This window comes from Streptomyces sp. NPDC008125 (assembly GCF_042957125.1).
In the GTDB taxonomy this organism is placed as follows: domain Bacteria; phylum Actinomycetota; class Actinomycetes; order Streptomycetales; family Streptomycetaceae; genus Streptomyces.
This window is the reverse complement of record NZ_JBIBHR010000044.1, coordinates 1-13,162: the sequence shown is the minus strand read 5'-3', so window position 1 is coordinate 13,162 and position 13,162 is coordinate 1. Positions and strand designations below refer to the sequence as shown.

9 protein-coding genes and 2 pseudogenes are annotated in these 13,162 nt (G+C 66.2%); 5 read left to right on the top strand and 6 right to left on the bottom strand.

Annotated features, from left to right (window positions below):
• Positions 1-252: 252 nt before the first annotated feature.
• Together ACFZAX_RS35155 and ACFZAX_RS35150 are read right to left on the bottom strand one after the other, a co-directional pair.
• A complete protein-coding gene (locus ACFZAX_RS35155) occupies positions 253-1,470 on the bottom strand; it encodes an ISAs1 family transposase (RefSeq protein ID WP_390967009.1) in 1,218 nt (405 codons plus the stop codon).
• A 143-nt stretch (positions 1,471-1,613) separates the two neighbouring features.
• Positions 1,614-1,898 carry a hypothetical protein gene (locus ACFZAX_RS35150; protein ID WP_390967007.1) on the bottom strand — a complete coding sequence of 95 codons (285 nt, stop codon included), beginning with the start codon at positions 1,896-1,898 and terminating at the stop codon, positions 1,614-1,616.
• 125 nt (positions 1,899-2,023) lie between these two features.
• Between ACFZAX_RS35150 and ACFZAX_RS35145 the strand changes: the two are divergent.
• Positions 2,024-3,067 (top strand): annotated as a pseudogene (locus ACFZAX_RS35145) (IS1380 family transposase); the annotation flags it as partial.
• A 261-nt stretch (positions 3,068-3,328) separates the two neighbouring features.
• Complete coding sequence (locus tag ACFZAX_RS35140; protein ID WP_390967005.1) at positions 3,329-3,919, top strand: hypothetical protein; 591 nt, start codon at positions 3,329-3,331, stop codon at positions 3,917-3,919.
• Here the strand turns inward: ACFZAX_RS35140 and ACFZAX_RS35135 are convergent.
• The 3 genes from ACFZAX_RS35135 to ACFZAX_RS35125 all read right to left on the bottom strand — a co-directional run bounded on the left by ACFZAX_RS35135 (position 3,837) and on the right by ACFZAX_RS35125 (position 8,943).
• The gene (locus ACFZAX_RS35135; protein ID WP_390967003.1) at positions 3,837-4,667 is read right to left on the bottom strand and encodes an IS5 family transposase; all 831 of its coding nucleotides are present in this window, start codon (positions 4,665-4,667) and stop codon (positions 3,837-3,839) included. The two genes, ACFZAX_RS35140 and ACFZAX_RS35135, sit on opposite strands and share 83 nt — an antisense overlap.
• A 458-nt stretch (positions 4,668-5,125) precedes the next feature.
• Entirely contained in the window at positions 5,126-5,389 is a 264-nt protein-coding gene (locus ACFZAX_RS35130; RefSeq protein ID WP_390967001.1) for a hypothetical protein, read from the bottom strand.
• A 14-nt stretch (positions 5,390-5,403) separates the two neighbouring features.
• Positions 5,404-8,943, bottom strand: coding sequence for a hypothetical protein (locus tag ACFZAX_RS35125; RefSeq protein WP_390966999.1), 3,540 nt, complete (start codon positions 8,941-8,943; stop codon positions 5,404-5,406).
• 459 nt (positions 8,944-9,402) lie between these two features.
• Here ACFZAX_RS35125 and ACFZAX_RS35120 point away from each other — a divergent pair, with 459 nt between their 5' ends.
• A complete protein-coding gene (locus tag ACFZAX_RS35120; protein WP_390966997.1) occupies positions 9,403-9,852 on the top strand; it encodes a hypothetical protein in 450 nt (149 codons plus the stop codon).
• Positions 9,853-9,985: 133 nt separating this feature from the next.
• Positions 9,986-11,635, top strand: a complete 1,650-nt coding sequence (locus ACFZAX_RS35115; RefSeq protein WP_390966995.1) for a trypsin-like serine protease — start codon at positions 9,986-9,988, stop codon at positions 11,633-11,635.
• Between the two features lie 291 nt (positions 11,636-11,926).
• Here the strand turns inward: ACFZAX_RS35115 and ACFZAX_RS35110 are convergent.
• Positions 11,927-12,743: pseudogene (locus tag ACFZAX_RS35110) on the bottom strand (IS5 family transposase).
• Between the two features lie 129 nt (positions 12,744-12,872).
• On the opposite strand from ACFZAX_RS35110, the gene ACFZAX_RS35105 reads away from it, so the two are divergent.
• Positions 12,873-13,162: helix-turn-helix domain-containing protein (locus tag ACFZAX_RS35105; protein ID WP_390966993.1), on the top strand; the 290-nt coding region annotated here is incomplete at its 3' end.

The window sequence follows — 13,162 nt, the reverse complement described above, 5'->3', positions numbered from 1 at the left end:
CGATCTTCTGTCCTACCGGGAACTCCGTTGTCGTGTCCCGGCCTCTGCAGACACATCACCAGAAGTGACGGATCACGCAACGTCACCAGGGGATAGTCCCACCCAAACCCCGCACCATCAAGTGCCTGACCTGCACTGACGCGCTAACTCACCGGCATTGCTCTGAGCAGCAAGAATGAGGATGGTCGAGGTCCTTGTTCCTGCCACCTTCGGAGGCAAGGCTTCGGCGTAGTCGGACTTCGCCCTTTTTGATCACGTGAGGCCGAGATGGGCGAGGGTGCGGGTATGGTCCCTGGCTGTCCGGCGGATGCCGGCGGCGATGTTGCGGACGCCGGCCAGGCGGAGGGCTCCGATCGCGAGGTTTCTGTAGGTCGCCATCGCCTGGGGCGCGTTCCCGGTCCGCAGCTGGGAGGCGTCCTCGGCGAAGGTGACGTCCCTGACGTGGTGCAGGGCCTCGACCGTCCATTGCCCGCGAATCAGTTGGGCGAGCCGGACGGGCGGGGCCTGTTCCGCGGCGAGGCTGGTGACCGCGTAGACGGTCTTGAGGCTGATCTTCCCAGTCGTGCGATTCACGCGGCGGCGGACGATCTGGACAGCCTGGCGGGCGCCGGGGAAGAGCAGGTTGTTGACCGTGCAGACCTTCAGCCTGCGGATTTCACAGCGTCCGTGCCCGATCGTGCGGGTGCGGTCTTGGAGCGGAATCTGTTTCCAGGGAAGGGACTTGAGCTGCGTGCGGAGTTTCTTCGTGTTGCGCTTCACGATCACGATGTAATGGGCGTCCCGCCCACGCAGATAGGTGGCGTGGTCGACTTGAGTGTGCAGGGCATCGCTGGTCACGACGGTGCCGGACAGGTCAGGCAGCGTGTCCAGCAGAGGCCGGAATCGAGTGATCTCGTTGGTCTTCTCACGGACGTCCATCTGTGCGAGGACCAGCCCGCCGACGTGGTCGCAGGCGGCCAGGAGGTGGATTCTCCGGCCCTTGGCGCGAGCGGCCCCCCGCAGCGACTTCCCGTCGACGGCCAGTGCCTGCAACCCGCCCGCGTTCTGCCGCCGGCCGGCAAGCCAGATCCCGACCGCCCGGTCCAGGGCGTTTGCGTCGATCCGGGCCAGGACTCTGCGGATTGTTGTTTCCGCAGGCCAGGAGCGTTTCGGGAAGAGCGGGTCGACACGGATACCGAACCGCTCGAGGAGTTCTTCGGGGGCATCGGCCACCCATTCACTCACCGCCAGCAGCGACCTCGCACCGGCGAGGACCGCGCAGGCGGTCAAGGCCAGCACCGCGACGAGCGGATGCCGCACTCCGCGGGGATCGCGCGGGTCGGGGACCTGCGCGAGGCACTCCAGCAGGTCGGGGATCTCCCTGGGGGTGGCTCCCGGACGGGGGCCGAGTTGATCCAGGGCAGGGGGGATCAGAGATGATACGTCGGCAGACACGGACTTCCCAGGATCACAGAGCGTAGAGAACTCCATGATTACGGGCGTCCGTGCCTGTTCTGCACCCGACCCCGCCCAATCTGGTCACCCGTCAGGAAGTAGGCGTCATGCGAAAACACCGACGCCCCGAGGCTTACGTGACCACGGAACGGCAGCCCATCAAGGCTCTGTCCACGGACCTACTCGCCCGGCCGAACTCGAACGAAGCCCTCAGTCCAATCATCCTCATCGAGCTCGCAGGGGTCGAAGTAGAAGCACTCCGGTTCATCACGGAAGCCCGGTAGCAGTCGAGCCTGACGCACACGCTCTTCAACCCGTTCAAGGGTTGAGTAGATACCGAGCAGCTTTACGTCATCGCCGTCCGACTCGTCGCAGAACACGCCACTCTCATCGACGTGCACTGTCGAGCCGTCACCGCCAGCTTCGTTCTGGTGGCCGACATGCCACAGCGGATACACGATCACGGGCGCGAAGCTACCAGCACTCAAGTTCCTGGACGTTCGGCACCCCTCACCTCCTGGGCCCTCACGATCACAAACCGGGCATTACACGACTTTGCCGAGGCCCTGCCTTCGGAGGCACTTCTCAGGTGAAGAAGCGTATCGGGTTCTATCCATGTGTCCGCATCGAGGGCGATGGCCGTGGGGTGGTGTCCCAGGCCGGGGCCGTGCTGCTGATCGAGACGGTCCGCAGGGCCGGGCTGGACCAGGTGGTATCGGCGGCGCTTGCGCCGTGGCGGCGGCCGCGGGCGGTGCACGATCCGGGGAAGATCCTGCTGGACGTGGTCCTCGCGGTCGCGTTGGGCTTGGACTGCCTCGCGGATGTCGGGACGCTGCGGGCCGAGCCCGGCGTGTTCGGTCCGGTGGCCTCCGACCCGACGGTCTCCCGGCTCGTCGACGCCCTCGCCGCAGCTGGGCCGAAGGCCCTGTCCGCGATAAGGGCCGCTTGGACCGAAGCGCGTGAGCGCGTCTGGAAGCTGGCTGGCACTGCGGCGCCGGATGCCGCGGGGCAGGTGATCGTGGACCTGGACGGGGTGCTCGTGCTGGCCCACTACGAGAAGCAGGACGCCACCGCGACCTGGAAGAAGACCTTCGGCCACCACCCCCTGACGGGCTTCGTGGATCACGGAAGCGGCGGGAGCGGTGAGCCGGTCGCCGGCCTGCTCAGACCGGGCAACGCGGGCAGCAACACCGCCGCCGACCACATCACCACGGCTGGGCTCGCCCTGGCGCAACTGCCGAAGAAGTACCGGCGCGGACGCCGGACGCTGATCCGTACCGACTCCGGCGGCGGCACCCACGAGTTCGTGGCCTGGCTCGCCCAGCGCGGACGGTGGCTGTCGTACTCGGTCGGCATGACCATCACAGAGCAGATTCACCAGGCAGTCCTCAAGGTTCCCGCCACGGCCCGGACGGCAGCGATCGAGCCCGGCGGCGAGATCCGGCACGGCGCCTGGGTCGCCGAACTGTCCGGCGACTGCCTCAAGGGCCGGCCGAAGGGAATGCGGCTGATCGTGCGGAAGGAACGGCCTCATCCCGGCGCCCAGTTGCGGATCACCGACGCTGACGGACTGCGGCTGACCTGCTTTGCCACCAACACCACCGACATGCCGATCGCGGCACTTTGCTTGCGCAGGTGGCGACTCCAATAACGCCGGGCACGAAGCACTTTTGCTCTCGTGGCCGCCGCCCGCTCGGTGCTGAAGTTCGAGGACGCCATCGCCCCGGCGGCTCCAGCGCGCCGCAGCGCCCCACGTCTGCGCAGCCGTTTTAGCGCTCCCGAATTTGGGCCCTCAGTCAGTGCGTTGTGGCAAAGGGAGTCCCTGTTCGGTGAGCAGGGGCTTCTTCGTGTGCGGGGCATGGTCGCGGAGGGGTAGGGGCAGGCAGCGGGCGGCTTGTTGTTGATCGAGGAGGTTGTGATGCCGTCGGTGTTGGCGCTGATGGCACAGCGTGAGGCGCGGGCGAGGCAGGAGTTGGAGTCCTGGACGGAGGTTTTGGAGCAGGCTCAGGCGGAGGTGGATGCCGCGCGGGAGCGGGTCGAGCGGGCCCGGGTGGGGCGTGAGGAGCTCGTGGCGGTGCTGGCCGAGGAGAGCCCGGTGCATACGCCGGCATCCGTGCCGTCTCGTGGTGAGGCGGCTGCCGGCGTGGGATCGAGCAGCTCCGGCGCGGGGCATGGCGGGCGGCCGCCGGTGTGGCGGTCGGGCATGGGTGAGGAGGTGCTCAGCGGCGTGTATCGGGAGGTTTTCGCCGCGGTGGTGGCTGCTTCGGGGCCGGTGAACGGGGTGGAACTGACGCGGGCGGTGGGCCGGGAAGCGGAGATCAAGAACGAGGTGGAGAAGATCCGTCACCGTGCCTATGTGCTGGAGAAGCGGGGCTGGCTGGTGCGGGCGGAGGACGGGCGGTTCATGCCCGCGCCCGGGGCGGTCGGCCGGGGCGTTTCTCCGGCCAGCGCGGAGCGTCTGCGGCCAGGCGCCGGGACAGCCTGATGGTGGCTGCCCACCACACCATCTGGGCATGGTGGTCGGGGCGGCGTTCGTGGTCGCGGTTGAGGCGGCGTGAGCGGGAGAGCCAGCTCAGCGTGCGCTCCACCACCCACCTGCGGGCCAGTACGACAAATCCGCGTTGTCCGCCACAGCGGCGCACGACCTCGATCCGCACCCCGTGGCGGGCGAACGCCTTCGCCAGCGCCGGCCCCTGGTAGGCGCTGTCGACCCACACCAGCTTCAGCAGCCGGCCCGGCTGGTCCATGAACGTCTCCAGCAGCGCGGGCGCGGCCTTGGAGTCGTGCACATCGGCCGTGGTCACGGTCACCTCCAGGAGCAGACCCTCGGAATCGGTCAGGATGTGACGCTTGCGCCCGTCACGTGACTTGCCGCCGTCGTATCCGCGGCTGTCCTCGCCGACGGTCTCGGAGGCGTCCACCGACTGACTGTCGATGATTCCTGCACTGGGCTCGGCGTTGCGGCCTGCGCGTGCCCTCGCCGAACATCGCAGGCGTTCGTACAGCTCACGCACGTAGTCGCAGGCCCGCCAGCGGCGGAAGAAGTCGTAGACCGCCCGCCAGTACGGGAAATCGACCGGCAGAGCCGTCCACTTCACACCGTTGTCGACCAGATAACGCACAGCGTCGAGTATCTCGCGGTGGCAATACGCCTCCGGACGCCCGCCCCGCTTGAGGAGCCAGGCCGGCACCGGCATCGCCGAGCGGATCTCGGCCCACTCCGCATCCGTCATGTCACTGGGATAGCAGCCCGCCCGCAGCCCTGGAGCGATCGAACCGAACCGGTGCACGTAGCAGTCACACCCAGGGGTGACCGCGGTGGACGCAGGCATAGAGATACTGCTCAACTGATCGGGCAACGGGCTTCCTTGGTCGTGCTGGTGTCGTAACCGCGTCACTACCAAGGGGCCCGTTCTCTCATGCCCGCGGCCGCACCCGTACCTCTGTCCAGATGATCACCCGCGCCGCACCTCGAACGAAATCCGGTTTGCCACAACGCACTCAGCAGGCGGCGTGTGGAATCTTGCGTCTTCCATGGGGCTCGTTGTCGATCCACATATTGATATGCGAGGGCGAGACTGTCAGCACCAACTCCAAGCACACCTCTGGACGCACGAAGGCGCAGGGCCGCTGCCGTGCTGTCGGCCCTGCGCCTAGCGGGTAAGTCAGTCGCTCGTTATCGGTGGTCTCGTTACCGCCACTTTTTCGGAACGTTCGACATCTGGGTTAGCAAATCCCAGTCTGCAGGCTTGTCTGCGGGGCGGGCCCAAGAGGCGCCCTCTGCAACCCACCAACCTCTGTACATGCGTACCCTTTTCAGGTCCGCATCCTCCAGGCCGGCTTCCATATTGCAGCAGTTGCAGATAACGCCCTGCGAGAAGATGCCGATCCAAGTCGGAATGTCCTCGAAGTCATACCCGCATACGCGGCAGATGAATTCTTCTTTTTCACTCATGCCCACTAGCCCTTCTATTTGATTACGGTTCCGCGCTTTGGATCAAGCAACCAGTCCTCTAGAGTAGTCTCGAATCCTCCCACATTCGTTGGCGACCATTTACTAGGCTTGTACATGGTCTGCGGAACTCCTTCTTTAGTGAATGCGGACCAGACCTTCGTGGTTTCGTCGAAAACCGCGAGGGCTCCGCCATTTTGTTCGTATATCCGGAATCCCTCAACGGCCTTTTTGTTCATTGCTAGCGCCCCGTACGAATGTGCGAGCTCGACGAACTCTTTGGCGTTTGCAAGGTAAGGGAAGTCGCCCCCGTGCTTATTCCAATGCCATAGGGCATTGGCCGCCTCGGAAGCCTTTTTACCCTTGGACCAGATGTGCGGAGCTTTACCGACCGCACGCTGGGCTTTCATAAACGCTTCAACGGCGTGGACGCCGTTCTTTCCCCATTTGCCGGCGGTGAACCCCCAGCCGGCGACGGGGATCATAGCGGCACAAGATAGTGCCCCGTTCAGGGTGTCGCCTTCTGCTCCGTACCAGCCGCAGTTGAGCCCGTCGGCCCACTCGCCGCCCACTGGGATGAGGCCGATCACGTCGAGAGAGAGGTGCCCGACCCCGCTGAGGACGTCCCAGACGCTGATGTCTCCCGCAGCCATCTCGGCGGCGAGGTCGTCCTCCATCTTCTGCAGTTCGGCCTGCTGCTCGCGGTCGAGAATAGCGCGCTCGGCCTTGTCCTCCGCAGCTTGCTTGGTGACATAGGCTGCCAACGCGTCCGCAGATGCCTGGTCGGCGGCGGCACTGTCTTTCCCTGCCGCTACCGCAGACGCGCGGGCATTCTCTGCGGATGCCCAGGCGTCGTTGGCGGAGATTCGCGCAGCGGAGGCGGAGTTTTCCGCGTGGATGGCAGAGTTCTCCGCGTCGCGAGCAGCGCTCTGTGCCTCCGCCTCCGCGTCGCGTGCTCTCTGGGCGGATTTTGCGGCGTCGGCGGCGGAGGTCGCAGCCTCTTGCGCCGACCGAGTCGCTTGGGCGGCGTAACCTTGCGCGGTCGTGGCTGAGGCCGCAGCCTGCCTGGCGTAGTCGTCAGCTTCCGCCGCGGCTTTGCGTGCCGTGGCAGCGACCTGTCCGGCCAAGGCGGCGTTCTGCTGGGCTATGGCCGCAGTTTTCGACGCTTCCGCAATGAGCTGCTGGATCTGGCTGATGTGTGTGGCCGAGAGTAGATCCTTGCGCTGGGCCATGTACTGGCCTGTCTGTACGAACTCGTGAAGCAGCTGGGGCGGACCCGCCATGGCAATCCGTGCCGCTGCTACGACTTCCGGCCCACCGGAGTCGATGAGTTGTGCCGCACGAACCATTTCGTCGTCATACCGGGCCGCGTACTGGCCCGATGTGATGAAGGCCCGATATTGCTCGGTAGATCCAGAGTTCAGGGCCAGTCGCCCCTCCTCCTGGACACCGCGTCCACCGGAAGAGATGATCTGGGCGATGGTGATGCGTGATTCGTCAGCTGCGGCTTCGTACTGGCCGTGGCTCAGGAATTCGGTGATCGCGGCTGCGTTCCCCAGCAGAGCTTCCTCTGCCGCCGTGCGGACAGCTTCCGTCTCGCTGTCTCGGGCCAGACGCTCGACGCGAGCACGCTCATCCTGCTTCGCAGCCTGTTCCCAGCCTGCGCGAATGTATGAGGCGACGGTCTCGTCCGAACTGGCGAGGGCGACTTCCGCGGCTGTGCGACTCCAGGGGCCACGGGTCTTCATCGCCAGCAGCGCCACTTGGCGTCCCTTGGCGGCGATTTCCGCGGTATCGGCACCAGGGGCTGCCGCTTCGCCGGCGAGTTGTTGCGCCCGCGCGTCGAGGGCCGTGGAGTCGTCTGCGGCCTGCTTTTCGGCGGCGCTGTTGTCGGCGACCAGCTGAGCGAGGTCCTTTGCCTGCTCGATGCCTTCGTTGGTCCGGGCCGCGAGCTCCTCAGCCTCGATCTCCTGCGCCAACGCATGCGTCGTCTTGGCTTCCGCAACTGCTGCACTGGCCGCGTCGGCCGCGACCTTTGCAGCGTTGGCGTGGGCGGTCGACTGGGCCGCTGCTGTCGCAGCGTCGCCTGCGCGATCTGCAGCGTCATCTGCTGCTGTAGCCGCTGCTTCAGCGTGCTCTGCCGCTGAATTGGCGGCATCACGAGCTTCACCTGCTGCCTGGGCGGACTTCTGCGCCAGCGCTGCGGCCGCGTTCGCCGCCCGGGTGGCTTCCGCGGCGTGACGGCGTGCGGCGCCAGCGGCGTTCGCAGCTACCGTCGAGTGGACGCCAGCCTGGTCGGCGTAACCGCTGGCTTCGGTTGCCGCGTCTGCCGCCGCGTCGGCATTCGCGCCCGCGCTCGATGCCGCTTCTGCGGCGGTGCCGGCAGCGGAAGCCGCGATGCCTGCCTGTGTGGAGGCCTCAGCCGCGAGGCGTGCCCCCTTTGCCGCTGTTCTGGCGTCCTCGGCAGCCTTGCGCGCGTCTGCGGCCTTGCCTTTGTCGGATGCGGCGTCTGCAGCTGCGCTCTGTGCTCGCGAAGCTGCCTGGGCGGCGCCAGCTGCTGCGGATGCCGCCTGGGCAGCCGCGTTCGATGCGATCCGGGCCGAGTTGTTAGCCGCACGGGCCGCATCGATCGCCTGCTGCGCTGCGGCGGCCGCCTGCTTCGCAGCAGTCGCTGCCCGCCCTGCGGCGCTTGCGGCGCGCTGGGCATCAGTCTTGGCGGCGAGGGTCTCGGCAGCCGCCTTCTGCGCGGCTTTCTTGGCCAGAGCCGAGGCTGCCACGGCGCGTGCAGAGGTGTCCTTGGCTTTCTCGGTTTCTGCGGCGGCCTGTCGGCCTGCCTCTGTTGCCTGAGCCGCCAGCTGTGCGACTGTTGCGTGCTCCTGATCCCGCGAGCGGGCTACGTACTGGCCGACCTCAAGGAACTCGCGAATGTCATCCGAAGTACCGTTGAGCGCTATGCGGCCGGCCGCGATCACGGCAGGACCGCCAGTGCTCAGAATCTGGACCAACTGGACGCGTTCGTCGTCCTCGCGCTCGGTGTACTGGCCGTCGTTGAGGAACGCCTCTACGTCTGCCTGCGTTCCGTTGAGGGCAGCCCTGCCAGCCTCCTGAACGCCACGGCCACCCGCACTGATGACCTGAGCGACCTGGACTCGCTGATCCTCTTCCAGAGGTTCCTTCCAACCGCTCTCCAGGAAGGTACTCAGTTGCTCGGGAGTCCCTGACAAGGCGGCCCGAGCGGCTTCCTGGACACCCCGGCCCCCCAGGGATGCTATCTGCGCGGCTGCGACCTGGTTGTCCTCGAACTGCTCCTCGTCCTTCACCTCCTCGAGGAAGTGCTGCACGTCTTCGTCGGTGCCAGTCAGGGCCACCTCAGCGGCCGCGCGAACGCCGGGCCCTCCGGATTTCCACAACTCGACGATCTGTCCGCGCTCCGTCGCCGGGACCGCGCTCACGACCTCGTCCACGTCGGAGTCGTCGGCCGCCATGGCGGGCGGTGAGCCCAGCAAGCCCAAGACCAGCGCCACGGGCAAGAGGGCCAGGCAGACGGAGCGAATCACTGAAGTGCTCCAGGTTGTTCTGCGCCCGCGATTTCTTCGTTTCAAGGGGCACCCATCCCATCGTCCGGCAACTCTAGAGCCGGAAATGAATTTCAACGGGCACGAGCATAACTGCATGACATCCACCTCCTGTTCACCTCGCGCGAGGATGATGGGCGGAGTGGACTGCTCGCGAAAATGGTAGACCGTTGGAGTCGATCCGTGCGTGCAACGTGAGTCATCTGCATGATCTGACCTGTGCAAACCATGACATCGGTCAGGTTTCTACATCGATCTAGTCGATACGCGTAGCCACCCACCAGGAGACTAGGGCGACTTGACCGGTCGTTAGGCGTACCGTAGTTTCCGTCTGCACCTTTTCAAAACGATCACATCTGCTTCAGGGGCTTGGGTCGACAGTTCGCCCCCGAAAGGATTTCAGTGGTAACTAGCTTCTACAGACGCGCTCTTGGAGCTGTCGTGGGCATCGTCGCCCTTGTCAGCATTCCCACTCTGGCTGCCGCAGACGACTCTGCGACTCCTGCCGCGGCCGACACCGCACCGCCCTCCGCAGTCGAGGACTTCGCCTACCCGAACGCTGACAAGATCCTGGCTGAGCGAGGAGTCAAGCTCATCAAAGGCGACGGCAACATCCTGCTGGGCGAGTGCGACGGCTCGGCCCAGCAGATCAAGGTGATCGCCCGTCACAACCAGAGCGTCTGCTTCCAGGCCAGCGGTACAACGGGATACATCACTCTCGAGCTGGATGAGGTCTTCTACATCGAAACGGCGAGCCACCCCATCACGGCAGACCTGACCGCTGACGGCGAGACGCAGACCGTCAACGTCGCTGAGGGCGGATTCAAGAGCGTCGGCGAAGGAGTCGGCGGCGCGCCCACTGTGCTGGTCGAGATCCGCGTCACTGGCTGACCGTACAACCGTGTTCGTACGCCGAAGGCGCGGAGCTGCCGGCCGTCCGGCGCGTCCCCCCGCCGCGGCGAGGTCTTCGCTGGCGGTAAGCCAGCGGGCCCGTCTTGCTTCATCCGATTTGTAAGGAATGTATATGTCTGGCATGCGTCCGCGCTCTGCCTGGGTCACCTTGCTGCTTGCCGCAGCAGTATCAGCTGGCGCGCTCACCGGCCTCCCGGCCTACGCGATGGACGGCGACGCTGCGGCAAGCGGCGCGAGCACCTACACCGCCAAGATCGACGTCGGCGGCGTGCGCGCCTGCTCGGGCACGTTGATCAACAACCAGTGGCTGATCACCGCAGCCAGTTGCTTCGTTGACGACCCGATTCAGGCCACAACTCTCGCGGCGGGAGCGCCGAAGCTCAAGTCCACGGCTACCATCGGCCGCACCAAGCTGGCGGAAACCACCGGTCAAGTGCGGGAGATCACGGAGTTGATACCGCGTACCGACCGTGACCTTGTGCTGGCCAAGCTCGCCAGTCCGGTCTCCGGCCCCTCCTTCCTGCACCCTGCAACCTCCGCGCCCACCGCAGGCGAGGCCCTGAAGAGCGCTGGATACGGGCGGACCAAGGACAGCTGGGTCCCCAACGCCCTGCACGTCGGCGCCCTCGCCGTCGGATCGGTCGAAGCCACGACAGTCAGCATCGACGGCACTCCGATATGCAAGGGCGACACCGGCTCGCCCGTCTTCCGCGAGGTCAACGGCCGGCCCGAACTCGCCGCAATCGCTACCAACTCCTGGCAGGGAGGCTGCCTCGGAACGGACGAGACCCGCACCGGCGCGGTCGCCTCCCGGGTGGACGACATCCGGGCCTGGATCACGGAGAACACCGCCTCCACCCTGAACGTCTGGTACATGCAGATGCTCACCAAGACCTCCACGGGCCTCTACCACTCCATGCGCGACAGTAACGGCGACTGGACCGGCTTCGGCAACGTGCAGAACGCCGCCGGCACCATCCAGGACATTGCGTACGCCGCGGACGCCGCCATCAAGGGCAAGAACTACGTCTTCGCCGTCGGCGGCAACGGCCACCTCTACGAGGCCAACCGACGGGCCACCGGCGGCTGGGACGCCTTCCGCGACCTGACCACCGAACTCGGAGACAAGCCCGGCCTCACACGTGTCGCGGTCACCTCCACCGGTACCGGCCTCGCCCTGATCGGGCTGGCCGACGGACGGGTCTATCACGCGACTCAAGACGCCAACGAGGTCTGGTCAAAGTGGGGCGACGTCAGCGCGAAGCTCGGCTTCCTCGGCAACGCCACCCAGGTGACAGTCGCTCAGACCTCCGGCGGTGAGACGCAGGTCGGCGTCGCCGCCGACGGCAAGGCTTACCATGGCATCCGCAAGTCCGACGGGACGTGGAGCACCGACTGGGGCTCCGTCAGCGGACTCTCGACAGGTCTGACGGCCAAGGTCAACGGCATGTCCTTCGCCAGTGTCGCGGGCGACCTTCAGGTCGTGATCACCAGCGTCACGGGGGAGAAGAAGCACGCCATCCGCAAGGCTGACGGTACGTGGAGCAAGTTCGGCGATCTGGGCGACGAACTCGGGCGTGACATCACCACCGGTATCGACGCCACGGCGGTCAACGGTGAACTCCAGACCGCTGTCGTCACCACGGACGGGAAGATCAAGCACACCGTGCGCCACGCCGACGGGAGTTGGGACGCGACCGAGCAGGTCTCCGGCTTCAGCGGCACCCTGCAGAGCATCGCTCTGACCGGCAGCACCAGCTGAGCAGACTCTCCCCCGCACGCGACGGCCGGTGAGCAACATCGACGCGGCACTGACGGGCAGCCTCCCACTCAGCATACCGACTGTCCTCACGCCTGGGGGCAGCGCTCAAGGGCTCGCCCGGGGTGCAGGCGCCGCCGGTTGCAGCCGCTTTCAGCCGTGAGGCGGGCGCGCCCAACCAAGTAACGCGAGTTCCGTCCCGGCCCACAGGCGCGGGGCGGAACTCGTTCGTGTTTCCACCCACCCATCCCGGCCGCAGCACCGGTTCCGGCACAAGAGTGCTAAGACCGTGTCCTACGTGGTGAGTCGGACGAGACGTTTGTAGCAGCAGAGGGCGGCCGCGAGTCCGAGAAAGGCCAGGTAGTTGCGAGAGTCGCGTTCGTATCGGTGGTTGAGTCTGCGGTAGCCGGTGAACCAGGACATCGTGCGTTCGATGACCCACCGGCGGCGCCAAATCGTTCGCTGGACTCGACTCCCTTACGGGCGATACGCACGCCGATGTGCTTGCCCCACAGCCATTTTCGCAGGTGGGGCACATCGTAGGCTTTGTCGGCGTGCAGGCGCCGTGGCTTGAAGTAGCGGCCGCGATGGGGGTCGTGTCTCGTTTGGTTGCCCTCGATCATCGGCTTCAGCGCGAGGCTGTCGTGGGTGTTCGCCGCTGAGACACCGACGAGGAGGGGCAGTCCGTTCGCGTCCGACAAGACGTGCATCTTGGAACCCGGCTTGCCCCGGTCCACCGGGCTCGGACCTGTAAGTTCGCCCCCTTTTTAGCCCTCACGTGGGCGGAGTCGAGAACGGCCCGGGACAGATCCAGCAGGCCAACGTCGTCCAGGCGGTGCAGGATCTCCTCATGGAGCCGGCCCCACACACCGGCTCTCGACCAGATGAGGAACCTGCGGTGGGCCGTCGACTTCGATATCCCGAAGCACGGCGGCAACGCCCGCCAGGCGCATCCGCTCACCAGCACGTAGATGATCGCCGCGAACAGCGTCTCATCAGGCGTGTCCTGCGTCCCGCCGCCCTGCGGCCGCACCTTCGACGGCGGGATCAGCGGCTCCGCGATCTCCCACAGCCCGTCCGGAACAATCCAACTCCACGTACCCCGCCCCATAACTCACCCAACGAGCCGATCCCACGTAGGACACGGTCTACTGAGATTGAACTCGTGAAGTCGTAGGGGCTGACGGGGGGTGCTTGCCTGCGGTATTACGGGAGGATGAGGTATCCACAGGGTGGCGGGTTGACCGCTGAACGGCAGTGCAGGCGCGAGGAGTTACGGCTCCAGGCGGCTGAGCGGTTCGCTCGGGGCGAGGGCAGTACGGCGATCGCCAGGGATCTGCGGGTCAGTGTCCGATCGGTGCAGCGGTGGCGTCACACGTGGGCCGAGGGCGGCCCACGGTCCTTGCGGTCGCAGGGGCCCGCGTCGCTGCCGCGACTGAGTGAGAAGCAGTTCGCTCAGCTGGAGTCCGAGCTGGCCAAGGGACCGGCCGCGCACGGCTGGGAGGACCAGCGCTGGACTTTGAACCGTGT

Bases quoted from the DNA above. Each gene is read 5' to 3' on its own strand.
- ACFZAX_RS35130 (WP_390967001.1), bottom strand. From the start codon at position 5,389: ATGAGTGAAAAAGAAGAATTCATCTGCCGCGTATGCGGGTATGACTTC.
- ACFZAX_RS35155 (WP_390967009.1), bottom strand. From the start codon at position 1,470: ATGGAGTTCTCTACGCTCTGTGATCCTGGGAAGTCCGTGTCTGCCGAC.
- ACFZAX_RS35135 (WP_390967003.1), bottom strand. From the start codon at position 4,667: ATGACGGATGCGGAGTGGGCCGAGATCCGCTCGGCGATGCCGGTGCCG.
- ACFZAX_RS35115 (WP_390966995.1), top strand. From the start codon at position 9,986: ATGTCTGGCATGCGTCCGCGCTCTGCCTGGGTCACCTTGCTGCTTGCC.